This window comes from Candidatus Nomurabacteria bacterium (genome assembly GCA_023898645.1).
Taxonomy (GTDB): domain Bacteria; phylum Patescibacteriota; class Saccharimonadia; order Saccharimonadales; family Saccharimonadaceae; genus UBA2112.
This window is the reverse complement of the sequence record CP060232.1, coordinates 511,563-538,216: the sequence shown is the minus strand read 5'-3', so window position 1 is coordinate 538,216 and position 26,654 is coordinate 511,563. Positions and strand designations below refer to the sequence as shown.

Genomic DNA, 26,654 nt, shown 5'->3' with positions numbered 1-26,654 from the left:
GCTTGTTGCTATACTTATGTATGAACATACCTATATATGGCAAATAAATCTAAACCACATAATCAGTTCGAAAATAACCCGTTTTTTATAGCGAGTAACGGTATTAGCTTGCTCGCTAACAGAGCCCAGCCTATTTTCATACTTTTTATCATCCTGTCGACACTCAACTTGTTTACAAATAGTATCTCTCCGGATCCTACTAAATATTCATTTGATGCTGTTTCTTCTACAATTCGCGCTTGGTCAATTAACGAATGGATATTCACAATTGAAAGCTTCGCCATAATTGGGCTGGCCGTGGTCATGGTCTCCGCTCTTTTTAATGGGGTTGCTTCGTACACGTCGGCCCAACTAGCCCGAGGTCACAAAGTAAGCCTACAGGTAGCTTTTCGTAATGCGTTCGAGAACCTTTGGCCGTATCTATGGCTACAAGTTATTATCTTTACCAAGCTACTTCTGTGGACACTCCTTTTTATCGTACCTGGCATCATTATGTCTATTCGATATAGTCTAGCCGGGGTAGCGTTTTATGATGAAAAGAAAAATCTGCGCGGCAATGCTGCCATCAAAGAAAGCATTCGTATGACAAAAAACGGATGGATAACTACCTACGCCTCGAATGCTTTACTTAATATACTCACGCTCGGCGTAGTTTCTTCAATCGTCTCAACCGGGGTAAACGCGACACTCTACAAACAATTCGAAAGCGTTGGTAACAAAAAACCTCAAGCGCACTGGCTTTCTTGGCTAACACTCGCACTACCATTCATCCTTCTGCTAGCACTATCTACACTCGTTATCGTAGCCGCACTTGTCGTGAGTATATTGGGCACACCTTCCCGGTAAGTCGTTGCGACTGGGTTTGTAATGGGTTATAATTTTCGATGCTGTAAATGACGTTCGCTTGGGGGGCTGTGTGAAACGTACATCATGTGTAGATGCGAGCACGTCAAAGTCCGTAAAGACGATAAACTATGACCCGTACATAATTTTTACAATGCGCAGTTGGCGGTCTGCGTGAACGCAAATATGCGTAGACGCGTAGCGCGTAAGGTCCGTAAAGACGATAAACTACGACCCGTACATAACTTTTACAGTTCGCAATTGGCAGTCTGCGTGAATGCAAATATGCGTAGACGCGTAGCGCGTAAGGTCCGTAAAGACGATAAACTACGACCCGTACATAACTTTTACAGTTCGCAATTGGCAGTCTGCGTGAATGCAAATATGCGTAGACGCGTAGCGCGTAAGGTCCGTAAAGACGATAAACTACGACCCGTACATAACTTTTACAATGCGCAGATGTGGCGGAATTGGTAGACGCGCTAGCTTCAGGTGCTAGTGCCCGCAAGGGCGTGGAGGTTCAAGTCCTCTCATCTGTACCAAATAAAGAATCGACCTTCGTGTCGGTTTTTTATTTGGTCGCCGTCGGACTTGAATCTCCACGAAATTTTGCATGCAAAATTTGAAGTGGAGGGTCGCGCAGTGCGGTGAAATTCTGGAAAAGTTTACTTTTGCCAGAATGAGCAAACGAAGGAGGCTTTAGCCGATAGTCCTCTCATCCGTACCAATGAAACTTACCTCTTACGAAGCACTCCATTGAGACGGTTGGTTTATTTTTGGCTCCCATCTTCCTCCGTTCTGAGCGGCAAGTAACCACCCTCTCGCATCGTCTTCGCGCTTAAAATAGCGAATCTCACCCTTTCTACCAGACATGGCAGTCAGCTGTCGTGAGATTCTTTCACCGATTGAACCAGGTTCAGAAGTAACGATTGCCATCTTCCAATACGGAATCGCTGTCCTGGCGTGCATTTCAACAAATCGCGCAGGTACATCGTATTGACCCATACGTCTGATGTCGGCAAGTATCCATACGGGACTATCGTTTGCTATTAAATTTACGATTATCTTCATCGTCCGCTCATGAGTCGGCTCTAAAGTCTGAGCAGTCTGTTGACCATAATACACACAGTGGATGATGCCGTGCTTGTCTAAGAAAACCTCGTTATCAGGTTTCGTGTGAGAATGAATCATTACTACATTATGCTATCAACACTACGTGCATGCTGTAATGAATCTTACTCAGCCTAGATAAGCCAGAAGAACGGCTAAACTACTCTCCTTCTACGTAGCCAGCGAAACTAGCAATATCGTAATTCGTACGTAGTTCATCGATAAGTTTCTTTAAATCAACAGACTGCTTGACGCCCGTGTTCATCATTCCCATCGGATCGAATATATCACGTATATCAGCATACAGCTTCTTCATCTCGTCGCTCATGTCTTTATAGGCAAAGGCTGCTTTAAGCCGTCCTTCGGCAGCTTCACCAATCAAATGTCCGCCATTTTCGGCCACCAAAACGCCCCATTCAGCTAGCAGCTTTAATACCTTGTGCCGTTCACTTGGCTTCGTCAAATCTAGTAACAGTCGTGCATGAAAAACGCTTTGTGTCACATGCCCCCATAACGGTAGGTCTACGTGATATTTCTTTTCTAATTTCTCTACTCCATGTGTAAAATCTTCAAAACGTTCCGGAGGTATATAGGCCCCGTGGAGCACTCCAGGATCACTGTCGTTACTTTTATCAGGTACCAGTGCCATTGTTGGTAGATTTGCGATTAGCCTTAGTTCTGCAGCAATCAACTCGTCATTTTCGAGTACGAGGTGAGATGGTTTGTCTTTAAACAATTTCGCAACCTTTTTGGCTATCTTCTTTTTCGCCCGATCATGAGGCTCGTCAAACTCCATCACTACAACTGCGGCGACTTTGTCCGCCTCTAGGGCTTCTGTGTAAAATGGATAGCGATTACCATTTGCCGTGGCTTTCTCTAGTAATCTATTGTCCACATATTCAAGTAAAGTTGGATTGAGGCCAGCCAGCACTTCCATACCGTCACGTGCGGACTCAAAGTCATTAAAAGCAATCGCACCCACGAGAGGTGGCCCCGAACTAGCCTCTGCCTTTAAGATAACCTCAGAAATGATACCTAGCGTGCCTTGGCTACCAATAAATATAGGTGTCAGGTCAAACGATCCATCTCGCCGCTTCACATCGACGATGTTATATCCGACGTTGTCGCGAACATCAATCGCCAGTGAATCAATAACCTTGTCGTTATCTATGATCAAGTTATCGATATTGCGGTAAATCTCGCCCTCGAATGTCTGCTGGCCTTTTTTGCGTTCTAAATCACGTTTACTTAGTCTGCCGGTCTGTAGTATTTCACCGTTGCTAAGCACAATTTCTAGTTGCTTGACCCACTCCATAGTTGAGCCAAATCGCCCAGACAATACGCCGCTAGCATTGTTTGCGATAGCCCCACCAATGGTGCTAAAGGACTGTGATGCTGGAAAAGATGGTATATAAAGCCCCTGTACGCGAAGTGCTTGATTAAGTGTCCTGAATGTAGCTCCAGGCTGAGCGCGTACAAGTCTTTGCTTAACGTCAATCTCGAAAATAGTATCCATATGGGCAGTCGTGTTCACTATGACACCAGAGCCTATGGCAGCTCCCGTCTGGTCAGTACCGCCACCACGCATAGTAATAGGAAGCTTATGGCCTTTCTCTGAAAGTTGCCAACAGAATCGGGCAACCTTGCGCAAGTCACTAGTAGTGCGTGGGTAAACAACCATGTCTGGCATTATCGAAAGGACGCTACCGTCAGTAGAAAACGCTCGACGAACCTGCTCGTTTGTCGACAGCTCCCCTTGCAAATGCTCGTTTAGATACTCCGAAACCTTGCTCATTGCAACTATCATAGCACAAGCACCATGAATTCAAAAAGAGTAGTTTTACCGAGGAAAATTTGGTATAATAATCTTAATCAAAATTTAACAATCTCAGTTCTCTTGTGCGGCAGTGGTGGAATTGGTAGACACGCTAGCCTTAGGAGCTAGTGCCTCCGGGCGTGAAGGTTCAAGTCCTTTCTGCCGTACCAGAGAGCTGAAATTGCAAAATCATCCGACAAATTAGTCGGATGATTTATTATTTGTCATAACAAGACAAGAAGACGCTTACGCGCCTTCTTGTCGGAAGATGGTGATTGCCGCATCTCCATATCCACGATTGTCCACCACAACAACTCCAGGTAAGGTCGGGCTCTCACTGCTTCCTGAATGAGATAATAGCATAAGCGCTCCTGGTTTTAAAAGCCCTATTAATCGCTGAACTGTGGAAAACTGGGGGTCATGGTAGGGCGGATCAGCAAAAATAAGGTCAAATTTTGGCCCGTCATACGTCTCAGTCCAGGCGGCAACGCTTGCTTTAATAATCTTCGTTTCATCTGTTAAACCAAGGTTTTCTATGTTTTTAGTCAGGACTATTTGCGCAGCCCGATCGCGCTCGATAAATGTTGTAAATTTCGCACCACGACTAATCGATTCAATTCCGACTGCGCCCGTACCGGCAAATGCGTCGAGCACGTAAGCATCTTGAACCCTATCGGCCAAACTATTAAACATAGCGTTCCGGACTCGTTCACTCATAGGGTGAGTTCGCCTACCGTCCGGAGACGCTATCGTACGACCGCCTAATCGACCTGCGATAATCCGCACGCTATGATTTCTCTTTCTCTTCGGCGGCTAATACTGAACTGTACCAAGCCAAGGTGATAATACGAATAATCTCTGGCACTAGCTCGGTTCTAGTGTCACGCGCAAGTCGTCGCGTCCAACCTGAACGCGTAAACTCTTCATACAGCTGCAAATCGACGATATGATCCAATGCCTCGTCAAATAACACCATGAAACCATCCCTTTTAAGGCGTGCAATGTCGCTTTTTGACGGAGCGGTATCTTGCAAACGACCGGCAGCTATTGTCGTGGCAATACCCAGCTCAAAGGCTAAGTGAGTTGTCATAACTCCTTTGGCTCCCCAATACTCCCAGTTATTACGCAGTTTCTGCCGCCTAGTATCTCCGGGCATTAGCAGCTTTTTTCGTGGAGTATTTCGAGTTTCAAGCCCCTCTCCGCCTCGTAGTTCTTCTAGCTTTTCTTCGAGTGGATAGTGGTGTGCTGGCGTCAAACCATCGGTAATTGCGTGCGCCATCCAAGCAGCCTCAAAAGCCGCTCTTTGTGAATTACCTTTTGCGAGCGCAACTGACAAATTATGAATATGATCATTTATCATCTGGCGCAGTTTCACATCTTCTTGGTCTGTCGGATCCAAATAATGCCAAGGCTCGTCCTGTCCGGGACTTTTTCGTTTTATGCCGTCTGGTCCGTTAAGCCCCTCAAAATGCAAGATTTCGCGGATAGTTGGGAAGTAGCGTTTTTTACGAAGTAAATGAGCCAACTCACGACGAGCAAGGCGGTCAATCCGCTGGTGGGCGCCCATAACGCGCCCTGACTTATTTCGTAGTGTCGTTCCGCTATACATGTCAGGCTAATTCAATTTTGTCAGACGCCGGTATTTCTCAACCTGCTTCTCTAACTGCTCATATTGTAACAAATCACGACCGGATTCGACGAATTGTCGTGCCGCACGCTGAGCTCGAGCAATAAGCGCCGTATCACCAAGTGTGGCAACTTGCAGATTTAATTCTCCGTGCTGCGCCCGACCATATATCTCTCCCGGCCCACGCAACTTCAGGTCTACTTCGGCGAGATAAAAACCGTCGCCCGACTTTTCGATCTCTTTCAATCGCCTCGTCGGCGCACTGCTATCGGACATCATCAAGAAACAATAACTTTGCATATCGGATCTACCAACTCGGCCACGCAACTGATGTAGTTGTGCAAGCCCGAAACGATCAGCATTTTCTATCAGCATGACAGTGGCGTTAGGAACGTCCACGCCCACTTCCACCACAGTGGTACTAACCAATATGTCAATCTTACCCGCTGCGAAATCCCCCATCACGGCATCTTTTTCGGCAGGCTTTAACTTGCCATGAAGCAGACCAATCCGACGATGATTAAACGGACCAACACGCAGCTTTTTGTATTCCTCTTGCACGCTTTTTTGCTCTAGCGTGGGGTTATCGTCAATCAAACTGCATATAACATACGCCTGCCGGCCATTGGCCAACTGCTCTTCGATCAATTCATACAACCCAGGCCGGCTGTTTGGTGACCATATTTTAGTAATAATCGGCTTGCGTCCCTTTGGTCGTTCATTCAATATGCTGATATCTAGCTCGCCATACACCGTCAGAGCGAGACTTCGGGGTATAGGAGTAGCAGTCATTGCCAGTAGGTGCGGCATTTGGTGGGATTTTTTTAATAGTTCCTGACGTTGCGCTACACCAAAACGATGCTGTTCGTCGATGACAACAAAGCCAAGTTTATGAAATTTTACTGCTTCTTGTATAAGCGCATGCGTACCGACGACAACGTCTACGCTACCGTCTGCAATGTGTTTGTACAGCTCCTGTCGAACTTTACCCTTAACGCTACCGGTGAGCAGCGCAACCGATACACCGTGTGGCTGCAGCATCCCAGCCAAGGTTTCCGCATGCTGCGAAGCCAAGATCTCAGTGGGGGCCATGACTGCAGACTGAAACCCAGCTACGGCCGCTTGTCGAGCCGCCAACCCGGCGACGACAGTCTTGCCGCTACCTACGTCGCCTTGTAGTAGTCGATTCATGGGAGTTTCGCGCTCAAAGTCTTGGATGATATCCCACGCCGCTCGCCGTTGCGCATCCGTCAATTCAAAGGGAAGCTGCTCAACAAAACTCTGGACGGCCGATTTGTTAAATGGCAACTTCCATCCTGCAAGCTGATTATTAGCCTGCTTGTTAAGTTGCGCAGCAAGCAGTAACTGGAACAATTCATCAAAGGCTAACCGCTCACGTCCACGCGTTACATCATCGCCGTTATTGGGAAAGTGCAGTGCTAGTAACGCGTTCGCATACGGCAATAATTTCTGATCTTTTACTATGTCTTCCGGCATCGGGTCCGATATGGTTGTGATGTACGAACGTAGTTCAATTAATATCTTACGTACAAGCTGGCTCTTTAGACCCTTGATTGCTCTGTAGATTGGAACAATACGATCGCTCGACACAGGAATTTCGCTCACTTTTTCTGCGCTCGGGCTCGTCAGCTGGTAGCGGTTATAGCTGAATTCAAACATACCCGAAAAGTAAAATTCGTCTTCACTCTTGAGCTGATTGGCGCGATACGGCTGGTTAAACCATACTGCTTGCAGCTTGCCAGTTTTGTCTGCCAGCGACGCTGTGGTCACTGTCATACCCCTCCGCACACGCTTCGTCTCTACCTTTTCACAACGAGCACGAATGGTTTGATTGCCTGGCTTGATCTCCGTGATAGGCACGACGACTGAAAAATCTTCATACTTACGTGGCAAAAATGATATCAAATCGCCAACAGTCTCCAAACCAGCAACAGCTAACTGTTCGGCTATCTTTGGGCCGACACCTTTTACCGCTTCGAGCGGCGTGTTTAAATGCATGAATTTATTTTAGCAGTTCGTAACGGTCTGCAACAATTGCCGACTGTGTTATCGCGCGCCGTAAATCTCTTTTTGGCTGGAACATAGATTTATACGAATCAGCGCTCCATAACTGACTATAGGCATTCTTCTTTTCATCTAGCGTAGAGCCCGAGAGTAGTCCTCCCTTAGTTCCTCTCTCTGTAAGGCGCCTCTCTACGTCATGGGCAATGCTTGCAAAGTTATCCTGAAACCCATTTTCATCAGGTTCTATGATAGCGACTCTGTTGTTTGGATATAAATTGACAAGATCCGGGTCATTTATAACACTAGAAGGTCTTAAGCCAACAAATCTATAATATTGCTGAGACGTCGGATCGATTATTCGGTTATCCCCCGTCGGCATTTTAAGTACGACATGCGCAATCGGTATTTGTTCACTACGGTAGGCTATACTTCCCGTCCGTAAATGAGGTACTGCAAAAATACCCATATCCCGAAGGACAAATGAAAGTAACCAGCTCGTGGGGTTGCAATTACAATCACGACGCTGGAGGTCTGCCGGCAAATCGGGATTCTCTAAATACTCATTTATCGAACCCTCGCTAAGAGCGAAATCGATTTTTGGAGTAATCTCATCGAGAATATCACTAAGCTCAGGTGTGCTAGGCGTGTTCATATTATGAGGTTATTATAACATATTTATGTTATTTTGTAACTACTTCTAGGAGTTCTTGTTTGTGACGCCCAAAACACCTTCAAGGACAAAAAGCGTATCGTCATGATGACGAACTTCAATAGTATCAATGCCCATTGACTTTACCGGATAGTCATTGCCGCCCTCTTGTAACTTGTCGCCAACAAATAGTATTTCATCTTTACTAATATCAATTGCTTCACATAGTTTTTTCATACCATATGCCTTATCGATACCGATCATAGTCACGTCAGTACTGGTAGTACCCCCTATGCGCACTTCTAGGTCGGGCAGCCGCTCTGCCACCTTGTCGCGAAGAACTGGGCGCACGTCTTTGTATTTTTCAGCCCAAGCGTACTTGTCCTCAGGAGTTGCTTGCTGTCCAAGCGCAGACATCGTCACCTGACTGCCGCGATCCTCAATGATTTCGCCTGCAGGGTTTTCCACCCATAAGCCAAGTTCTTTAGACACCTTTTCAAGCGCATCAACAATGTCCTTTTTCTGAGCATCGGTCAGGTCTTCGGCGTATTGCAAAGCCCAATTGGTCTTAAGCTCATCATAACGGTAATAACGTGTGCCGCACGTTGGCATAAGATGCAACCTGTTTAATTTATGCGCAGGTACTTCAAGCCTATCGACAACCTGCTTTTTAAATTGGTCAAAATTACCACCAGAAATTACGCATACATCATAGTGTTCTAAAAGTCTTCCTAGAATCTCACTCATTTCGTCTGATATGGGTGATTTCGTAACAGCAAGTGTGTCGTCAAGATCAAAAGCAATAACCTTCTTTGTCATGTGTCCCTCCAGAATTATTATCGAGCTCTCATTATATCATTGACATTTGGTTAGCGTACAAGCAAAAAGGAATTTTTGCCTCTCTTAACGAGAGTAGGTTCAGAGACAATCTTGTCATCAAGGATCTTTTCGCCGTTGATTGAAACAGCGCCACCAAGAATTAGACGTCGTGCCTCACCCTTGCTAGCCGCCAAAGAGTTGTCTGTAAGTAGATCAACAACCGATGCACCCGTGGATGCTGAAGGAATTTCGTTAGCAAGTAAATTAATGTCTTCCTGCGATAAACTCGAAAATTCGGTTCCACCAAATAGCACTCCGGTAACACGCTTCGCACTTTCTGCCGCGCCTTCGCCATGGACAAGCTTCGTCACTTCATAAGCTAATGACTTCTGGATATCGCGAGCGCCTGGATTTGCCTGTTGTTTTGCGGCCAGCTCGTCAATTTGCTCCTTGCCCAGTAACGTGTAGATTTTGGCATAATCAAGTGCTCCCTCATCGTCAACATTGAGCCAGAACTGATAAAACTTGTAGACACTCGTAAGCGTAGGGTCGAGCCACACGGCTCCATCCTCGGACTTACCAAATTTAACACCAGTCGTCTTATTTACAATTAACGGTGAGCTGAGTACGTTGGCGTTGCCACCTTCAATACGCCTGATTAAGTCTACTCCTGTAATTGAATTACCCCACTGATCGGCACCGCAAACCTGAAGCGTCACACCCTTCTCACGGTACAAATGCAAGAAATCATAACCTTGAATAAGACCATAGCTAAACTCGGCGTAGCTGATGCCACTACCGCTTTCGCCTAATCGAGCTTGGACAAAATCTCGGCCCAACATACTACTGAGAGGAACATGCTTGCCAACATCACGCAAAAAGTTCAGATAGTTGATGTCTTTGAACCAGTCGTAGTTGTCGACGATTTCAAACGGTTTACCAGCAAAAATGCGCTCATATTGCACAGAAATAGCAACTTTGTTAGAAGCAATCTCGTCGAGAGTTTTTAGATTTCTCTCGTCCTTCTTACCATCTGGATCGCCAATCATGCCAGTAGCTCCGCCAACGAGCAAAAACGCCTTATGACCATGATCAACGAAATGTCGTACGAGCATAGCCGCCGCAAGATTTCCAATCGTCATACTGCTCGCGCTAGGATCAACCCCCCAGTAAAACGAAATCGATTCGCTATCAAGTTCCTTAATATCCGTATAGGTCGTCTGATTTATAAATCCGCGCCAAGCAAGTTCTTCTGATAAATTCATGTTTATATTGTAGCAAAAATTTATGCATTGCGTTTCGTGATTGGTGTTATAATGGAACGTAATACTGCTTATGAGAAATGGGGATTAAAGGTGGCCAAAAAGCGTGGTACCCGCAAGCTGAATGTGTACGCTAATTTAAGTCGTGCACGAAAGACTAAAAAAGATGCTATTCACCGCAAAAAAGCGGAGTATTTAGCTACCCTACCGAAACATCCTATAAAGCGATTCTTTGCACGCATGCATCCAAAACGAGTTGCAGGTTACTGGTTCAGCCGCAAGGGCGGCAAAATGATTCTCAAAATCATGGGTACTGGGGTACTGCTAGTAGCTATTTTAGTCGGCGGATTATTTGCATATTTTCGCAAAGACCTAGACTCCATAAGGCCCGAAGAACTTTCTAAGCGAGTCCATACAACCGTCACAAAGTATCTCGACCGTAACGGAAAGTTACTCTGGGAAGATAAAGGCGACGGAAACTATAAACTTGTTGTCGCTGGTAACGAGATTAGTACGCTCATGAAAGAAGCTACTGTCGCGATCGAAGACAAAGACTTCTACAAACACGGAGGAGTCAGCTTCACCGGTATAACGCGAGCTATGATCAACAACTACACGGGTGGTAGTACGCAGGGTGGGTCTACGTTAACTCAGCAACTCGTTAAGCAGGTATTCTTCGCGAGCGAAGCTCAGCAGCGAGGACTCGCTGGTGTTCCGCGTAAAATCAAAGAGATAATTCTATCAATTGAAGTAGAGCGTATGTACAACAAGGATCAGATCCTTAATCTTTACCTCAACGAGTCTCCCTATGGAGGACGCCGAAATGGCGTTGAATCTGCTGCAAAGACATACTTTGGCATAGACGCGAAAAACTTAAATCTCGCACAATCAGCCCTACTTGCAGCCATCCCGAACGAACCTGGTTTATACGACCCTTACAACCCAGCCGGCCAAAAGCCTCTCATCGAACGTCAGCATAAAGTCCTTGATGAAATGGTCTCGCAAGGTTACATAACTAAAGATCAAGCAGCAAAGGCAAAAGCAGAGCCGATTCTTGATACCATATTGCCGCAAGCTTCTCAATTTGCCGATATTAAAGCTCCTCATTTCGTACAGATGGTACGCTCGGAGCTTGAGGCCGAACTAGGTAAGGCGACAGTAGGTCAAGGAGGGCTGGTTGTCACTACAACTTTGGACTTGAAGGTGCAAGCTAAGCTTGAGCATAGCTTTAAGGAAATGTTTAACGGAATCAGTCCACGATACGGCGTGAACTTACCGACGTACGCTGGTTTCAATAACGGTGCAGCCACTGTAGAAGATTCAAAGACCGGACAGATAATTGCTATGATGGGAAGCCGTGACTACAATTATCCAGGCTTTGGCCAAACGAATGCCGCAACTTCGTATATACAACCCGGTTCGACTATTAAACCCCTCGTCTACTCAGCACTCTTTGCAAAGCACGATAACGACCTACTAAATATATATGGTAGCGGGACCGTTCTATCCGACACTCGCACCACATTTCCGGTCAACTATACTCCGCACGATGCCGACAATCGCTTTCTAGGTAATATCCCTATCCGTAACAGTCTTGCCTTATCTCGAAATATACCCGCAATCAAGGCTATGCAGCTGACGGGTGTCAAACAAACCCTCGATTTGATTCACGCCGCCGGCGATACTCCCTATTGTACGCAAGGCGCCGAAAAACAAGTTGGATTAGCGGCTGCCATTGGTGGCTGTGGCACTAAACAAATTGACCATGTCAATGCATTCTCTACACTAGCAAGAGGTGGCGTATATAAGCCGTGGTCAACAATCCTAGAGGTAAAAAACAGTGATGGCGATGTATTAAAAAAGTGGAGCGACGATCAATCAAAGCGAGTCATTGACCCTCAGGTAGCTTACATAGTTGCCGATATGCTTAGTGACGACCATGCCCGCGCCGGACTGTATGGCACAAACTTCCCCGGAATTGTAGTAGACAACGGCAAAGTAAAAACAGCAACTAAGACCGGAACTTCTGACGTCGATGGTAAGTCAAAGGATATCTGGATGATGAGCTATAGCCCGGCACTTACAATGGGCGTTTGGCTAGGAAACAACGACCCTAAACCGCTCTTAAACGGCAACTCATCCCTGCCGGGCGCGATTATCAATGAAGTCATGGCATATGCCCACGAGGTAGTATACGCAAAAGAAGGCAAATGGAAGCCCGGAGAGTGGTACAGCAAACCTAAAGGTATTCAGCAAATTGGCAAAGAACTTTATCCGTCTTGGTATAACCAAAAGAACGCCCAACGCTACACAAAATTGACATTCGACAAAGTTTCTCAAAAGCTAGCAACTGACTGTACTCCAGCCGCAGCTAAGATTGAGCAAGACGTATTGAAAACGATTGACCCAACCACAAAAAAGGTTGTGTACTTGTCTCCAAGTGGCTTCGACGCCTCCGAAAACGATGACGCCCACAAATGTGACGACGCTAAGCCGTCTATCACTGCAATTGACGTTTCTCCTTCGGGCAACGTATATACAATCTCTGTTACTGTTGCTGCCGGTAAGGGCAAACCAAACGGACTGACGATATCTGTAAACGGGAAGAAAATTAACTCGCAAACCATTAGCGCCGCAGGTAGCTACGAAGCTTCTTATACGTCCGACAGCACTGATCCATTTACAATTTCAGCTTCTGTCACAGACGATTTGTACTACTCAGATACAAAGAGTAGCCCTTACACCCCAGTCATCCCGTAAAGCTTACTGTTGTTTTTCGACAAGTTCGATGAGGCTATCTTCGTGATTCTTTGGTCGTCGTTGCTGACGGCGATCATTGCGCTGTCGAGAAGGCTGCGCGGCCGGCTTCGTACCTGATGCCTTTTGCGGCTTCGGTTTCGCAAGTTGCTTTGGCTGAGATGGCGTACTACTCTTCGTAGCAGTTTCAACCTTTTTCGCAAACATCATCTTACCTGCAGCCGTCTGAAGGCTACGAATAAATTCTACTTCAACGATCTGACCAATTTGCCCAGAAGCATGCTCAACGACCACCATCGTGCCGTCAGGAAGGTATCCGACGCCCTGATGGCTGTCTTGACCCTTTTGTACAAGTTCTAGTCTCATTTTCTCGCCCGGCAAATACGCCATCCTGAGATTCTTGGCCAATTCATTTATGTTGCAGACAACGATGCCTTCTACGGCAGCGACTTTGTTTAAATTGTAGTCAATCGTACATACAGTTCCGCCGTGTTTTTTGGCAAGGTTCAATAAGCGCTCGTCCACACCTTCCTCGGCTTTACTGCCATCTTGAAATATCTGTACGTCTACACCTTCAATTTGTTGAAGTTCACGCACTATATCGAGTCCATGGCGTGCGCGTGATCGCTTTTCAGGATCTGCGTTGTCCGCCAAGAACTGTAATTCTCCGATAACACTGCGTGGTATGGCGATAGTGTCGCTAACAAACCCAGAGGCGATAACGGGTACGATGCGGCCGTCGATCAGAACTGACGTATCGACAAACATCATACGTTTCTTACCACCCGCCTGCCTTGGTAATTTTGCAACGAGGTATGTCACTTCAGACAGCAATACTAAAAGCGCACCAACAATCATTAGTTGTTCTATATCATTATTCATAATTAATTTTATCCTTTACTAAGGTTATTTCTGCAGGTAATTGATCAACGCTTGGCGTAAATCTTTCGCACCAGTGACAAATGTATTCTTTTTTCCGCTGGCTGGAGCAATTGCTCCTGTAAAGCCAAGCTTTTTTGCTTCGGCGATTCGTCTGTCTACAGCTGTGACAGAGCGTATTTCCCCTCCAAGTCCTACTTCACCAAACACTACGGTGCTATCGTCTAACTTGCGGCCCGCCGCAGCGCTAGCAATCGCCATACACACGGCCAAGTCAGCCGCAGGATCAGCCAGTTTCAACCCGCCAACAACGTTGATGTAGATATCTTTGTCGGATAAATTCAATTTCGTACGCCGCTCTAAAACGGCAATCAACAGATTGAGTCGGTTTAAATCAAATCCACTGGCTGTACGTTTAGGATACCCGAAACTAGTTGGATTGACAAGTGCTTGGATTTCTACTAAAAGTGGCCTCGTGCCTTCAAGTGTCGCTAATACGACTGATCCATCAGCGTTTTGGCGCTCAGCTAGAAGAGCCGCCGACGGATTTTCAACGACAGACAGGCCGCTATCATCCATTTCAAAAATCGCCGCTTCATTCGTCGAGCCGTACCTATTTTTTATTGCACGGACAACCTTAAACCCACCGTAACGGTCTCCTTCAAATTGCAATACGACGTCTACCAGATGCTCCAATACTTTCGGACCTGCAATTGAGCCTTCTTTGGTGACATGACCCACCAGCACAACCGCAACATCCGCTGCCTTTGCCGCCTGAATGATTACGTTACTGCTGTTTGTGATCTGACTGACCGTACCTGGCGCAGACGTTAGCTCTCCAAGTGTTAGTGTCTGGATAGAATCGACAACGACGAGTCTGTAATTACCTGTACGGATACTGGCAGCTATGTCATCTGCGGACGTACTTGCCGCGAAACTTAATTGCTCATTTCCGGCAGCTCCTAGTCGCTCCGCCCTAATTTTCACCTGTGAAGCAGACTCTTCGCCGCTAACATATAGCACAGGGGTATTTTTAGCAATCGTAGCAGAGACCTGAAGGAGTAACGTACTTTTTCCCATCCCCGGCTGTCCTGCAAGCAAGATAACTCCTCCGGGCAACACACCGCCGCCCAGCACGACGTCTAGGTCGCCTATACCCGTACTGAGTCGTTTTATGTTACTCCCCTTGTCTATAGAGTCTATAGATTTACTTGTAAGAGGGATTCCACGACTCTTTGCAATTGCAGAATTACCAGACGAAACAGGTAGCTGTTCGACAAGCGTATTCCATTCTCCGCAATTATCGCAACGTCCTGTCCATTTCGGATAGCTAGCTCCGCAACTCTGACAAACGAACTGGGACTTTATTTTTACCATATGCTCCTATTATACCTTGGTAGTCTACACCTTGGGGGCTGGAGCTAAAGTACTGTCGATACTCTTATAAAGATCATTTGATTGTGTCACAATATCATTGTACTGGCTGCGCAGCGTATTGAATTTATCAACCATATTATTGATGTCTGTATGCTCAGCAGCTATCGACGAAGCCCTGCTCACGAGCGCTTGTCGTTCGGAGTTAAACTGAGACTGCGATGAAAAGCCACCGTTTTTCGCACGCTGATTAAAGTCGGCTATATCCGCATTAAGATTTTTGACGTCCGCATCATACTGCTTTGACATCGCAGTAATTTGGGTATTGAGCTTATCCATCTGCTTAGACATACTTTTTGCTTGATCGGCAAGTTTTACAAAAGCACCGTTATAAGCGTCGTGAAATGCGACTATTTGCGCCCTATTAGCGAAGTACTGCTTATAATGAGCCTCTAGCTCCGGGCTGATTGACGCGACTTCAGTACCGATAATTGAATGAAGCTCGTTGTCGCGTTCACCAGGCTCAGTTCTTGCATAGTATGCCATTCGCTCTGCAAAAGTCGGGTCTTTTTGAAGTTTTACATACTCAGCTTCAACCAGAGCGTTTACCGTTGCCTTGTCGCTGTCCGACATGCGTTGGTATACCGCATGGAGTAACTCGTGCGCCGCCGTAACTTCCTCAATACCGTCCAGACGATTATCTGTAACGTCATATACGTAAATACGGTTGTTGACGTAGCATCCTAAAATAGCAGTTCCACTTTCCTTGTTGTCGCATGCCTTGCTAAACGTAGCACTGGCCTCTACGCCCGGATTGTCAGCATAGAAATAGAACTTTCCTAAGTCCGTTAATTTATCCCGTGACGCTATTTGCTCAATTGCGACCGTAGGATGATAGCTAAAGTAACTTACGGCATCTGCCACAAGCTGACGATTCAACCACAAGCACGCGCTCAACGTGATTGTGATACCTAGAACTATTAGACTACCTAGTCCTTTGTGTTTATGCTGGTTGCTCTGCGGTAACGTTGATTGCAAGTTTGCCCCCTCGCGCGGTAGCTGCTAGTACCGTGCCGCGTTCATATTTCTCATCCAGTATACCCTCTGCGAGCTGATGTTCCAACTCATTTTGAATGGCGCGGCGAAGCGGGCGAGCTCCATACTTTTCATCGAACCCTTTTTGAATCAAATAACGCTTTGCGGTCGGCTTAACAACTAGCCTAATACCCTTTCGTGACAGACGTTCCTGCAATTGGTCGATCAGATTATCAAAAATCTTTCCAACCTCTTTTGGCGTCAGGGCGCGGAACGTTACAATTGCATCGAATCGGTTGATTAGCTCTGGTCGCATTCGTTTTTGTAGTGCCTCAAGCGCAGCCTGAGCATTTTCATCGTGCAATTCATCTAGCTTTTTGTTGTCACTACTCGTTGTAGCATGGAAACCAAGTGACGATTCTTTCATCATCTTTTCGGCGCCTAGGTTGCTCGTCAATATGATAATTGAATTCGTGAAGTCAACCTCTCGACCCTTGGCATCTGTTAATTTGCCGTCTTCAAGTAGCTGCAAGAGCATATGGAACACATCAGGGTGAGCCTTTTCAATTTCGTCAAACAGTACGACACTATACGGCTGTCGACGAATCTTGTCAGTCAGCTTGCCACCATCCTCATAGCCAACGTAGCCGGCAGGGGCTCCCACTAAGCGGCTCGTGTTATGCTTTTCACCGAATTCACTCATGTCGATTTTTATAAGTGCGTCATCGCTACCAAATACTTCACGAGCCAATACTCGCGCTAATTCTGTTTTGCCAACTCCTGTCGGACCCATGAACACAAACGATCCTATTGGTCGTTTACTGCTTGCTACTCCACTGCGCGAGCGACGAATCGCCTTTGACACAGCATTAACAGCTTCTTCCTGACCGATGATGCTTTTTGCTAGATACCTTTCAAGGTTGCGAAGTAGCTTAGTCTCAGACTTCTTTAACCTCTTTACTGGTATGCCCGTCATTGTTGCTATAGCATGAGCAATGTCGTCACCCTTCAATATGATTGGGGACTTCATTTCATCCTTTTCCTTCGTCTCTGTCAGCTTAGCCTGTAGTTGAACTATACGAGTCTTATATAGTGCGGCTCGTTCATAGTCTTCGGCCGTGACAGCTTCGTCCATTTTTTCATTCAAATTTTTAAGTTGTCGAGTGAAATCTCGGATACGACTCGGCTTGCGACTGTGCCGTACGCGAACTAATGCTGAGGCTTCGTCTATAACGTCAATGGCCTTATCGGGCATATATCGCTCGCTTACGTAGCGATCAGCCATGTAAACCGCATCGTCAATAATGTCATCGCTAATAGTGACGCCGTGGTGCTTCTCGTAGTACGACTTCAACCCCTTAAGTATCGCTTTGGTATCCTTGAGTGACGGCTCTTTGATGACGATCGGCTGGAAGCGACGTTCGAGCGCGCTGTCCTTTTCAATGTGCTTACGGAATTCGTCCATCGTCGTTGCGCCAATCATGTGCAGTTCACCGCGCGCCAATGCCGGCTTTAGCATATTTGCCGCATCCAGAGCGCCTTCCGCAGCACCCGCACCTGTAATGAGGTGTAACTCATCTATAAATAAGATGACGTTCTTTTGCGAGCGAAGTTCGTCTACAACCTTCTTTAGTCTTTCTTCAAACTCACCACGATATTTAGTACCAGCAATCATTGCTGCAAGATCAAGCTGAACAACCCGTCGATCAAGTAGATGGTCGGGTACGTCCTCTCGCGCGATTCTCTGCGCCAGTCCCTCAACAACGGCGGTCTTACCTACACCAGGCTCACCTATAAGTACCGGGTTGTTCTTTGTCCGGCGGCTCAGTATAGTGACTAAGCGCTCCTGCTGCTCGTCGCGGCCAATAACTGGATCTAATTCACCAGCACGAGCCTTTACAGTCAGGTCGGTACCAAATGCCTCTAGCGCACCACTTCGACGCTTTTTCGTCGCCTGTGCGGCAGCCTCTTCAGTGGACTGATGAAAGTCGTTCGCCTGGCGATCAAAGAACTCCTCGAGTTCGTTTGTAACTGTCGTTACATCGATATTCATGTCACGCAATAATACGGTCGCTCGAGCATTCTTTTGACTAAGTATGCTGTAAAGGATGTGCTCAGTGCCCAAATAGTCTTGATGGAACTCCTGTGCGATATCCCAACTCATCTTGAGAGTAAGCTTGGCCGTCTCGCTTAAACCTTTAGCGCCAGTGCTAACAACAAGTGTACGAGGCGTAAGATTCAATGCCATTTCCGCTCTATCAAGCGTTACACCGGAATCAGCAAGCACCTTCGCCGCAACCGACGACCCCTGCGCCAGAACACCAAGAAGAAGGTGCTCTGTGCCAATATATGCACTACCGTACCCTCTCGCGATTGCATCTGCATGTTGCAGACTTGTTCGCGCGTTATCGGTAAGGTGCGAAATAAAATCTGTGAACTCATCAGGCATATTATTCATTATTATCTTTCCTCCGTGACAGCGCAAGCGGTATATTTAACCTTTACTGCACTATATATCCAGTATAAACATAGTTGGCACTCTCGTCAACGGAGTGCTAATTTTTGACCCAATTTCGTAATGGGTATACACTACAAACCATGACCGATATCAAAAGCACGGATACTCCTGCGCTCAAAATTTCACACCTTACTAAGCTCTATGATGACGACCATGGCATTAAAGACATAAGTCTCACTGTAAACCAGGGCGAAGTTTTCGGTTTTTTGGGCCCAAATGGAGCTGGAAAATCAACAACTATTAACACTATTCTCGATGCGCTCCGTCCAGACAGCGGAAGTATCGAAATCCTTGGCCTTAATCATCAAAAACGCGTTCGTAGAGTCCATAAGCACATAGGTTATTTATCCGGAGACATGGAAACCGACCCTACTTTGACTGGTCGTCAGTACCTATCTTTCGTTTCTCATCTGTATGGTAACGTTGAGCAAAAAACAATCACCGGTCTGGCAAAACGTCTCAAAGCCGACCTTTCTGTTAAGATTAAACACCTATCACGCGGTAATCGACAAAAGATTGGCCTCATAGCTGCTCTCATGCACGACCCAGACGTCTTAATTCTCGACGAACCAACCAGTGGTCTTGATCCGCTTATTCAAACAGAATTCAATGCCATAATAAAAGAACACAAAGAGCGCGGCAAAACGACCTTCATGTCGTCACATGTACTTAGCGAAGTTCAGGAAACCTGCGATCGTGTCGGTTTCATACGAGAAGGTAAACTCGTGCATGTCGGCTCGCTGCGTACACTACTTGAAAAAACACCACGACGAGTAGAAGTCCGTTTACGTAACGAACTGTCTGGTAAACAATTGAAGCAACTTGATGGAGTGAGAAGCCTAAAACACACTGACGGCCTGACCAGTTTTACGTTTGCAGGCGATATCAATCGACTTCTGCGCATATTCGCCGCCCACCCTGTCGACTCGCTCACTATCAGCGAACCGGACTTAGAAGAGTTATTTATGGGCTATTACCGAGGAGAAAATAAACATGTTTAGGTCAGTATTACTGAAAACGATATTTAACCTACGTTGGCAGCTTCTTGGCTGGATGCTTAGCATCACTTTTGTCGCGTTTCTAACCATGGTTCTCTTTAACTCATTCAACCAACAAGGTATCGAAAGCATCGTTAATTCAGTCCCAGACTCACTCAAATCACTTGTTGGAGACGTTGCTGACTTTAAAACAATTCCAGGCTATGTCGGTCAGCAAATCTTTGGACCCAATGTCGTGATACTGACAATCGCCATGTCTATCATAGTTTTTATAGGTATCAGCGCCAGCGAAGAAGACTCCCGACGCCTGCAGTCGCTACTGAGTCTACCCGTTACACGTACCTCGGTATATTTCCAAAAATGGCTCGCGCTCGTATTTTTTATAGCAGTCGTATGCTCTGGTATCGTTGCCGGAGTCTACCTAGCGCTGCCTATCATTGATAAGTCTGTCGATTTTCCTCGTATTATGCAGTCGGCATTTGATGCATGGCTTATGAACGTCGCGTACGGCCTTGTCGCATTTAGTGTAGCCATGGCGTTCGGCAAAAAAGGTCTCACGGTCGCAGTCGCTAGTGGCTATGCAGCGCTCAGCTTTATCATTTCGTCGCTTGCGCCGGCAGTTAAAGAACTGCAGGCACCAGATAAGCTATCTATCTTTCATTACTACAATAACCCGCAAATCATGCAACACGGCCTGAACACACATCACGTATATATACTTGTCGGTGTCATAGTCGTGCTGACAATAGTAGGTTGGCTTGGCTTCATCCGTCGCGACATACAAACATAGAGAATCAAAAAAATACCGCCTCCACGAGGCGGTATTTTAATGTGAATATCCAGAAGACTATTCTTCGCTCTTCTCTTCGCTTTCTTTAACTTCGTCACCAGCTTCTTCGATAGCGCTAAACAGACTGTCTTCGATGTTTTTCTTTGGTTTGACTGGCTCTACCTTCTTTTCTGGTTGCGCAGTCTCAATGTCGAGTTCGTAACCAGTTAAGCGTGACGCCAAGCGAACATTCTGACCGCCGCGCCCAATTGCAATTGATTGCTGATCTTCAGCTACGTAAACCTTTGCGTTTTTAGCCGCTTCGTCAATTTCAACTTTTGCAACTTCTGCTGGGCTCAGCGCATTGCGAATAAATTGTTCGGGATTCTCATCATATGTGATGATGTCGATTTTTTCCTGATCGCCGATTTCGTTCATAACAGCCTGCACGCGAGTACCGTGACCGCCAACAAACGTACCGACAGGATCCACGCCAGGTACAGTGCTAGCAACCGCCAATTTCGTACGACGACCAGCCTCACGAGCGATGGTCTTAATCTCAACGGCGCCAGTTTCCATCTCAGGAACTTCCTGACGGAACAAGTATTCGACAAAGGATTCGTTACCGCGGCTCAAAATCAATTGAGGACCACGATTATCGCGCTCGATGTCCTTTATAAATACCTTTATGCGAGAACCGACACTGTAGTACTCGCCCTGAATCTGTTCACTCTGAGGAATGATACCTGCAGCTTTACCTAATTCTACGCGAATCACACGTGGTTCTACACGCTGCACAGTACCGGTAACAACGGTACCGATTTTGTCTTCGTATTCAGCTAGTACGACTTCACGCTCTGCTTCACGAAGACGCTGCAACACGACTTGCTTGGCGGTCTGAGCTGCCACGCGGCCAAATGACTCGACTTCGTGCTCTTCTTCAATTACATCACCAATCTCAGCGTCTTTCTTTACTTTCTTCGCGTCTTCTAGGCTGATTTCGACAGCGTCGCTTCCGACGATCTCTACTACTTCACGAGCTACGAATACTTTTGCAGTGCCGTCATTAACGTTAAGTACTGCGCGCACTTCTTGATCGCGCTCTCCGTTGTCTCGGCGCCAAGCGGCGGCAATCGCCTGCTCAATAACGCTCATGACAGTCTCTTCGGGTAGGTTCTTTTCCTCAGCAATCGTACGGACGGCCAGTGTAAGTTGTTTAATGTTTAAGTCTTCCATTGTGTCATTGTTCCTTTCTTGTATGAAAAAATCCGACCTGCCGGCCGGAATGTACTAAAATAAGTTTAGCATGCAGGTGAGTTTATAGCAATAGAACAATGAAAGGAGCCGCAATGCCCGAAAAGAAACCAGACTGTGCATTTTGTCAGCCGGACGACTCCATGAAAAACCTTATAGTAAACAGAGGGGATGGTTTTATATCATTTTTTTCTAAACCAAGGTTCCGACGCAATCATCTACTAGTCGTCCCTGATGAGCACTATACTGTCGCCAGCAAGATGGGCGCAGCTTTATTGGGTCGAATCGTTTACGAAGCAGAGTCTCTCGCCGATGTCGTGGATTTTGGGTACGGCTCTGTCGTCACGCAAAAGTCACAACCACTTCAAAAGGAAAACGGAATCAAAATGGATCACGTGCATTTTCACGTATGGCCGCGTACTAAACAAGACGAAAAAAACGGCGTCGTCATACCTGCGCCGCAATCGTTTGACGACTTTTTTATCCCTTCAAACGAAGCAGAAATGAAAGAGCTAGATGACGACATCCAGCGCAATAAACGTGAATTCGAGATGTTGTTTCTACGAAAAAAAGGCATGCCATGGCATGACATTTGGGCACTATTAGAAAATAACAGGGATGGCCAGCCGTCATAAAATACTCGGCCTTTACTAGAACGACCATACTGTTATAAAATGGTAATCATTCTGTGAGTATATTACTTACTATTATCATCGTCGTCCTGCTGATTGGATTGTCTGCCCTCTGTTCGGGTTTGAATATTGCTCTCATGTCACTCGATTTAGGCGACCTCCATCGCAAAGCAAAACTTGGGAATACTAAAGCTAAACGTGTTTATCCGTTTAGAAAAAATACCCACCTCACACTAGCCGCAATTCTCCTAAGCAACGTGGCCGCAGTGTCTGCGACATCATTATTTTTAGAAAGCTTTTTATACGGCTTGCTTGCTGGCTTTATTACGACTGTCTTGATCGTCGTTTTCGGAGAAATACTTCCTCAGGCATTATTTAGCCGAGATGCACTTCGTTACATGTCTTTCTTAGTCCCTGTTATTAAACTGATGATCTTCATAACCTACCCCATATCTAAGCCTCTTCAGCTTTTACTAGACTACTTATTCAGCGAACAGCGCACTCAGCTACACACCAGACAAGAACTCGGCGTGCTCATTAGTGAGCATATTGGTCATAGAGAAAGCGAACTTGATAACGATGAAGTTGAAATCATCCGTGGAGCGTTGCAACTTAGTGAAAAACGAGTAAGCGATATAATGCTGCACATTAATCATGTTTTCTGGCTAGAACCCGGTACGCACTTAACTGCAGAAAAGATAGACGAAATCAAAGCAGTTGGTCGCAGTCGCATACCTATCTTTAATCAGAAGCTTACGCACTGCTATGGTGTACTTCTTATGAAAGATCTAGTTGATATCGACTTTGATGACACAGACTATACCGTAGACGATCTTCCTCTTTATCCAGTCCAGATGGTTGGGAGTCGCACCGCACTCGACACAATGCTTCGTAGGTTTATTTCGACCAGCTCTCACTTGATTCCAATTGAAAAAGACGATTACATCGTAGGTATCGTCACTATTGAGGATCTGATTGAAGAAATCGTTGGGCATGAAATTGAAGACGAGACAGACAAACGTCAAATTCAAGCCATCGGCAATGGCTGACCCGGACACCTTGATAAGATTCCAGCTATAGCATCGTGCTCCGCCTGTGTCATCCACAGGTGGTATTTCGCCTTGACGGCAATTTGACGAGCGACATATTGACAACGAAACGGCTTGTTTGACGGCAACCAGGTTGCGGCGTCGGCATCACTTTTTTGCTGGTTAGCCGGTCCATCTACCGCCAGTAACTCTAGCGGATCATTCGCAAGCCTTAAGCGCTCATCTTTGCTAAGTTGCTGAGCGCCCTTTTGCCACGTGTCGCCAAGCGCCACCACATGATCAATTTGAACATCTGCGCTCGAATCTGCGCCGCGTTTAAACACAATTGTCTTACCAGTGTAAGGATCGTCTAGCGTCCCGCTTAAAACATTGCAGTTATCGCCGACAACCGGTTTCTGTAAATCACGGTGCAATATAATGTTTCGCGTATCGCAACCATCTGTTGTTGCCCAGCCATCTCCGTACTGCATTCGTGAATAACCAGTCTTAGGTGCACGTCCCTTTATAGGAATCGTCGTAAGCAAATTAGCCGCGTCACCAGACACTGAATCTGACGTTTTCGGAGATGGAGCCGACAAAGACTGCATCTGCCACATGTCATCATTTTGTACCATTGTCACGACGGCGAGTATAAGCATAGCAATGGCGGCGCCTATCCGTCGGCGTCGCAGTGTCCTCGAAATCATTTCTTTAGTATACTGGATGCATGACTAGCGTACCCAAACTAATTGACTACTTCACACCAGAGCATTACGACCTAAAAATCGACTTAAACGAGTCAGAACACACATATAGCGGAACAGTCTCTGTCCGCGGGCGAGCAAACATCAGCGGCCAGCCAGTCAAGCTACACGCAAAACATCTAACAATCACTAAGGCGACAATCGACGGCCAATCTGTAGAATTCGTGCCTGGAGAGCTAGATGAACTGGCGCTCGGTAGCAACATCTCAGTCGGAGAACATACGGCGACAGTAGAATTCAACGCCAAAATTACTGATCAAATGCATGGAATTTACCCCTGTTATTTTGAGCATGATGGGGTTAAAAAAGAACTCATAGCAACACAATTCGAATCTCACTACGCACGCGAAGCATTCCCCTGTATAGATGAGCCGGGCGCTAAGGCGCGCTTTGACGTACACTTATCGACCACTCCAAACCAGACCGTGCTGTCGAACATGCCTATCGATGAGCAGTCCGTAGTAGACGGTAAGCTCGTTACGCACTTCCAAACAACTCCACGCATGAGCACATATCTAGTCGCATTTGTCGTCGGTGAGCTACACCGCAAAACTTCTCGAACCAATAGCGGTGTCGAGGTCAACGTGTGGGCAACGCCAGCTCAAACTGCCGAAAGTCTCGATTTCGCTCTTGAAACAGCCGTTAAAGTTATTGAATTTTATGATGATTATTTTGGCACATCTTATCCATTACCAAAAAGTGACCACGTCGCACTGCCAGACTTTACTGTGGGCGCCATGGAAAACTGGGGACTTATCACCTACCGCGAGGTCGCACTACTCGCAGATCCAAAAATCGTCAGCGTTAGTGGTCGACATTACATAGCGACAGTCATTGCCCACGAATTAGCTCACCAATGGTTTGGTAATCTCGTCACGATGAGCTGGTGGAATGACCTATGGCTCAACGAAAGCTTTGCTACACTCATGGAATACATTTCCATTGACGCCATTCATCCCGAATGGAACATATGGCAAAGCTTCATTACAAACGAATCTATCGCCGCTCTTCGAAGAGACTGTATAGACGGCGTCCAATCCGTCCAAGTCGACGTTAATCATCCAGACGAAATTAGCACCCTCTTTGACGGCGCCATCGTATACGCAAAAGGTTGCCGCCTTCTTCGTATGATTCAGTATTATATCGGTAATGAATCGTTCAAAGCTGGCTTAAAGCATTATTTCGCAGAACATGCGTACAAAAATACTGTCGGCAATGACCTGTGGGTCGAGCTTAGCGACGCAAGTGGAAAAGACATCGCCGCTATCATGAACACATGGATTTCACAATCAGGCTATCCGGTCGTAAACGTTACCCGTGAAGGAGACAATGTTACGTTGTCACAACAACAATTCTTTGTTGGACCTCACGAGGCATCTGAAAAACTTTGGCCAATCCCCCTTGAATCAAGCTCGGATATCGTACCTAAATTGCTCAATTCTAAATCTGTCAGCTTTACATCAAACGAACCTCTTCAGCTCAACGAAGCAGATAGTGCGCATTTCATAACTCACTATGATGACACATCACGCCAGCACCTAATCAGCCGAATACAAGATGGCTCACTCGATGCGGTCGGCCGAACTCAGCTGCTCGACGAAGCAACCTTACTTGCCCGAGGCGGTATCATGTCTAGCGAGCAACTGCTTCCGCTGTTGCAATCTTACAAGGATGAAGAGCTTGAATCAGTCTGGAGTATCATTTCTTTGGCAGTCGGGGAATTACGTAAATTCGTAGAGGATGCCCCAGCTGCAGAAGAAAAGCTGCGACAACTAGCTGCAAATCTCGCATCAAAACAATATGAACGACTCGGCTGGAACGTCATTAGCGGCGAATCGGAAGAAGACACGAAGCTCCGCGCAATCGTCGTAGGGCAAACTCTGTATGGCGAAGTACCCGAAGCTCTCATGATGTCTCAAGAGCTGTACGATCGACATAAAACTGAGGACTTAGACCCAGAACTGCGGCCACTCATCCTTGGAACCGTTGCCCGTTACGGTGACGCTAGCATCGTTGACGAGATGATAAATGCCTACAAGTCTACAAGCTCTGCGGAACTGCGCCAAGACATCTGCATGGGCGTTACTAGTACTCGCTTACCGGATAAAATTACAGAATTACTAAACCTACTCAAAGATCCAAGTGTCATCCGTCCGCAAGACTCTTATCGATGGTTTGTATACCTTGTGCGTGGTCGATACAGTCGTGATCTTTCATGGCAGTGGCTACGCGACAACTGGGACTGGGTGGAGCGATCGTTTGCCGGCGACAAAAGTTACGAAGATTTTGTCCGCTTCGCATCAAGTGCGCTCTGCACTCGCCAACAGCTCGAAGAATTCAAGGCGTTCTTTGAGCCAAAACTTAGCATTCCTGCCCTCAGTCGTGCAATTTCAGTTGGCATCAGTGAGATAGAGGGTCGCGTAGAGCTCATAGAACGCGACAAAGATGCGGTTGTAGCTGCATTACTTGCAATTGAAAATTAGTTTAATATTCGT

General features: G+C 46.4%; 21 protein-coding genes and 2 tRNA genes. 9 read left to right on the top strand and 14 right to left on the bottom strand.

The window, feature by feature from the left end; all coding sequences use genetic code 11:
* The first annotated feature begins 36 nt into the window (after nt 1-36).
* On the top strand, nt 37-846 hold the full coding sequence (locus H6797_02640) for a hypothetical protein (GenBank protein ID USN97065.1): 810 nt from the start codon (nt 37-39) through the stop codon (nt 844-846).
* Between the two features lie 452 nt (nt 847-1,298).
* A tRNA-Leu gene (locus H6797_02635) sits at nt 1,299-1,385 on the top strand.
* Nucleotides 1,386-1,584: 199 nt separating this feature from the next.
* Here the strand turns inward: H6797_02635 and H6797_02630 are convergent.
* Both H6797_02630 and H6797_02625 read right to left on the bottom strand, forming a co-directional pair.
* Entirely contained in the window at nt 1,585-2,034 is a 450-nt protein-coding gene (locus H6797_02630) for an STAS/SEC14 domain-containing protein (protein ID USN97064.1), read from the bottom strand.
* A gap of 79 nt (nt 2,035-2,113) precedes the next feature.
* On the bottom strand, nt 2,114-3,748 hold the full coding sequence (locus H6797_02625; protein USN97063.1) for an FAD-binding oxidoreductase: 1,635 nt from the start codon (nt 3,746-3,748) through the stop codon (nt 2,114-2,116).
* 106 nt (nt 3,749-3,854) lie between these two features.
* Here H6797_02625 and H6797_02620 point away from each other — a divergent pair.
* Nucleotides 3,855-3,939: transfer RNA gene (locus tag H6797_02620), tRNA-Leu, on the top strand.
* A gap of 76 nt (nt 3,940-4,015) precedes the next feature.
* Here the strand turns inward: H6797_02620 and rsmD are convergent.
* The 6 genes from rsmD to H6797_02590 are packed head-to-tail and all read right to left on the bottom strand — an operon-like array spanning nt 4,016 to nt 10,154.
* Nucleotides 4,016-4,555 carry a 16S rRNA (guanine(966)-N(2))-methyltransferase RsmD gene (gene rsmD, locus H6797_02615; protein ID USN97062.1) on the bottom strand — a complete coding sequence of 180 codons (540 nt, stop codon included), beginning with the start codon at nt 4,553-4,555 and terminating at the stop codon, nt 4,016-4,018.
* Nucleotide 4,556: 1 nt separating this feature from the next.
* Nucleotides 4,557-5,336 carry a hypothetical protein gene (locus tag H6797_02610; GenBank protein USN97061.1) on the bottom strand — a complete coding sequence of 260 codons (780 nt, stop codon included), beginning with the start codon at nt 5,334-5,336 and terminating at the stop codon, nt 4,557-4,559.
* Between the two features lie 48 nt (nt 5,337-5,384).
* Entirely contained in the window at nt 5,385-7,415 is a 2,031-nt protein-coding gene (recG, locus tag H6797_02605) for an ATP-dependent DNA helicase RecG (protein USN97060.1), read from the bottom strand.
* Between the two features lie 4 nt (nt 7,416-7,419).
* Nucleotides 7,420-8,073 carry a hypothetical protein gene (locus tag H6797_02600; protein USN97059.1) on the bottom strand — a complete coding sequence of 218 codons (654 nt, stop codon included), beginning with the start codon at nt 8,071-8,073 and terminating at the stop codon, nt 7,420-7,422.
* A gap of 45 nt (nt 8,074-8,118) precedes the next feature.
* Nucleotides 8,119-8,889, bottom strand: a complete 771-nt coding sequence (locus H6797_02595) for an HAD-IIB family hydrolase (protein ID USN97058.1) — start codon at nt 8,887-8,889, stop codon at nt 8,119-8,121.
* 50 nt (nt 8,890-8,939) lie between these two features.
* Entirely contained in the window at nt 8,940-10,154 is a 1,215-nt protein-coding gene (locus tag H6797_02590; GenBank protein ID USN97057.1) for a tyrosine--tRNA ligase, read from the bottom strand.
* A 51-nt stretch (nt 10,155-10,205) separates the two neighbouring features.
* Between H6797_02590 and H6797_02585 the strand changes: the two genes are divergently transcribed.
* Entirely contained in the window at nt 10,206-12,911 is a 2,706-nt protein-coding gene (locus tag H6797_02585; protein USN97056.1) for a transglycosylase domain-containing protein, read from the top strand.
* Nucleotides 12,912-12,914: 3 nt separating this feature from the next.
* Here H6797_02585 and H6797_02580 read toward each other — a convergent pair whose 3' ends face one another.
* From H6797_02580 to H6797_02565, 4 genes are read right to left on the bottom strand one after another with little or no spacing between them, the layout of a single operon-like run.
* Complete coding sequence (locus tag H6797_02580; protein ID USN97055.1) at nt 12,915-13,790, bottom strand: hypothetical protein; 876 nt, start codon at nt 13,788-13,790, stop codon at nt 12,915-12,917.
* Nucleotides 13,791-13,814: 24 nt separating this feature from the next.
* Nucleotides 13,815-15,164 carry a DNA repair protein RadA gene (gene radA / locus H6797_02575; protein USN97054.1) on the bottom strand — a complete coding sequence of 450 codons (1,350 nt, stop codon included), beginning with the start codon at nt 15,162-15,164 and terminating at the stop codon, nt 13,815-13,817.
* A 24-nt stretch (nt 15,165-15,188) separates the two neighbouring features.
* A complete protein-coding gene (locus tag H6797_02570) occupies nt 15,189-16,199 on the bottom strand; it encodes a hypothetical protein (GenBank protein ID USN97053.1) in 1,011 nt (336 codons plus the stop codon).
* Nucleotides 16,165-18,645, bottom strand: coding sequence for an ATP-dependent Clp protease ATP-binding subunit (locus H6797_02565; GenBank protein USN97052.1), 2,481 nt, complete (start codon nt 18,643-18,645; stop codon nt 16,165-16,167). Before H6797_02565 ends, H6797_02570 begins: the two co-directional genes overlap by 35 nt.
* Nucleotides 18,646-18,794: 149 nt before the next feature.
* Between H6797_02565 and H6797_02560 the strand changes: the two genes are divergently transcribed.
* Both H6797_02560 and H6797_02555 read left to right on the top strand, forming a co-directional pair.
* Nucleotides 18,795-19,715 (top strand): ABC transporter ATP-binding protein, encoded by a 921-nt coding sequence (locus tag H6797_02560; protein USN97051.1) that lies wholly within the window; start codon nt 18,795-18,797, stop codon nt 19,713-19,715.
* A complete protein-coding gene (locus H6797_02555; GenBank protein ID USN97050.1) occupies nt 19,708-20,502 on the top strand; it encodes an ABC transporter permease subunit in 795 nt (264 codons plus the stop codon). The genes H6797_02560 and H6797_02555 overlap by 8 nt, the downstream gene beginning before the upstream one ends.
* 57 nt (nt 20,503-20,559) lie before the next feature.
* Here H6797_02555 and nusA read toward each other — a convergent pair whose 3' ends face one another.
* On the bottom strand, nt 20,560-21,717 hold the full coding sequence (gene nusA, locus H6797_02550; GenBank protein USN97049.1) for a transcription termination/antitermination protein NusA: 1,158 nt from the start codon (nt 21,715-21,717) through the stop codon (nt 20,560-20,562).
* Between the two features lie 113 nt (nt 21,718-21,830).
* Here nusA and H6797_02545 point away from each other — a divergent pair, with 113 nt between their 5' ends.
* Together H6797_02545 and H6797_02540 are read left to right on the top strand one after the other, a co-directional pair.
* Nucleotides 21,831-22,370, top strand: a complete 540-nt coding sequence (locus H6797_02545) for an HIT domain-containing protein (GenBank protein USN97048.1) — start codon at nt 21,831-21,833, stop codon at nt 22,368-22,370.
* Nucleotides 22,371-22,423: 53 nt separating this feature from the next.
* Nucleotides 22,424-23,416: a DUF21 domain-containing protein gene (locus H6797_02540; protein ID USN97047.1), complete on the top strand. Its 993-nt coding sequence runs from the start codon at nt 22,424-22,426 to the stop codon at nt 23,414-23,416.
* On the opposite strand, the gene H6797_02535 is transcribed toward H6797_02540, so the two are convergent.
* A complete protein-coding gene (locus H6797_02535) occupies nt 23,395-24,102 on the bottom strand; it encodes an HNH endonuclease (protein ID USN97046.1) in 708 nt (235 codons plus the stop codon). The genes H6797_02540 and H6797_02535 overlap by 22 nt on opposite strands.
* 20 nt (nt 24,103-24,122) lie before the next feature.
* On the opposite strand from H6797_02535, the gene H6797_02530 reads away from it, so the two are divergent.
* Complete coding sequence (locus tag H6797_02530) at nt 24,123-26,642, top strand: M1 family metallopeptidase (protein USN97045.1); 2,520 nt, start codon at nt 24,123-24,125, stop codon at nt 26,640-26,642.
* Nucleotides 26,643-26,654: the final 12 nt, after the last annotated feature.

Excerpts from the sequence above, each read along its gene's own strand:
- H6797_02640 (USN97065.1), top strand. The coding sequence starts at position 37 with ATGGCAAATAAATCTAAACCACATAATCAGTTCGAAAATAACCCGTTT.
- H6797_02630 (USN97064.1), bottom strand. The coding sequence starts at position 2,034 with ATGATTCATTCTCACACGAAACCTGATAACGAGGTTTTCTTAGACAAG.
- H6797_02625 (USN97063.1), bottom strand. The coding sequence starts at position 3,748 with ATGAGCAAGGTTTCGGAGTATCTAAACGAGCATTTGCAAGGGGAGCTG.
- H6797_02610 (USN97061.1), bottom strand. The coding sequence starts at position 5,336 with ATGGGCGCCCACCAGCGGATTGACCGCCTTGCTCGTCGTGAGTTGGCT.
- recG (USN97060.1), bottom strand. The coding sequence starts at position 7,415 with ATGCATTTAAACACGCCGCTCGAAGCGGTAAAAGGTGTCGGCCCAAAG.
- H6797_02600 (USN97059.1), bottom strand. The coding sequence starts at position 8,073 with ATGAACACGCCTAGCACACCTGAGCTTAGTGATATTCTCGATGAGATT.
- H6797_02595 (USN97058.1), bottom strand. The coding sequence starts at position 8,889 with ATGACAAAGAAGGTTATTGCTTTTGATCTTGACGACACACTTGCTGTT.
- H6797_02590 (USN97057.1), bottom strand. The coding sequence starts at position 10,154 with ATGAATTTATCAGAAGAACTTGCTTGGCGCGGATTTATAAATCAGACG.
- H6797_02585 (USN97056.1), top strand. The coding sequence starts at position 10,206 with ATGGAACGTAATACTGCTTATGAGAAATGGGGATTAAAGGTGGCCAAA.
- H6797_02580 (USN97055.1), bottom strand. The coding sequence starts at position 13,790 with ATGAATAATGATATAGAACAACTAATGATTGTTGGTGCGCTTTTAGTA.
- radA (USN97054.1), bottom strand. The coding sequence starts at position 15,164 with ATGGTAAAAATAAAGTCCCAGTTCGTTTGTCAGAGTTGCGGAGCTAGC.
- H6797_02565 (USN97052.1), bottom strand. The coding sequence starts at position 18,645 with ATGCCTGATGAGTTCACAGATTTTATTTCGCACCTTACCGATAACGCG.
- H6797_02560 (USN97051.1), top strand. The coding sequence starts at position 18,795 with ATGACCGATATCAAAAGCACGGATACTCCTGCGCTCAAAATTTCACAC.
- H6797_02555 (USN97050.1), top strand. The coding sequence starts at position 19,708 with ATGTTTAGGTCAGTATTACTGAAAACGATATTTAACCTACGTTGGCAG.
- nusA (USN97049.1), bottom strand. The coding sequence starts at position 21,717 with ATGGAAGACTTAAACATTAAACAACTTACACTGGCCGTCCGTACGATT.
- H6797_02545 (USN97048.1), top strand. The coding sequence starts at position 21,831 with ATGCCCGAAAAGAAACCAGACTGTGCATTTTGTCAGCCGGACGACTCC.
- H6797_02535 (USN97046.1), bottom strand. The coding sequence starts at position 24,102 with ATGATTTCGAGGACACTGCGACGCCGACGGATAGGCGCCGCCATTGCT.
- H6797_02530 (USN97045.1), top strand. The coding sequence starts at position 24,123 with ATGACTAGCGTACCCAAACTAATTGACTACTTCACACCAGAGCATTAC.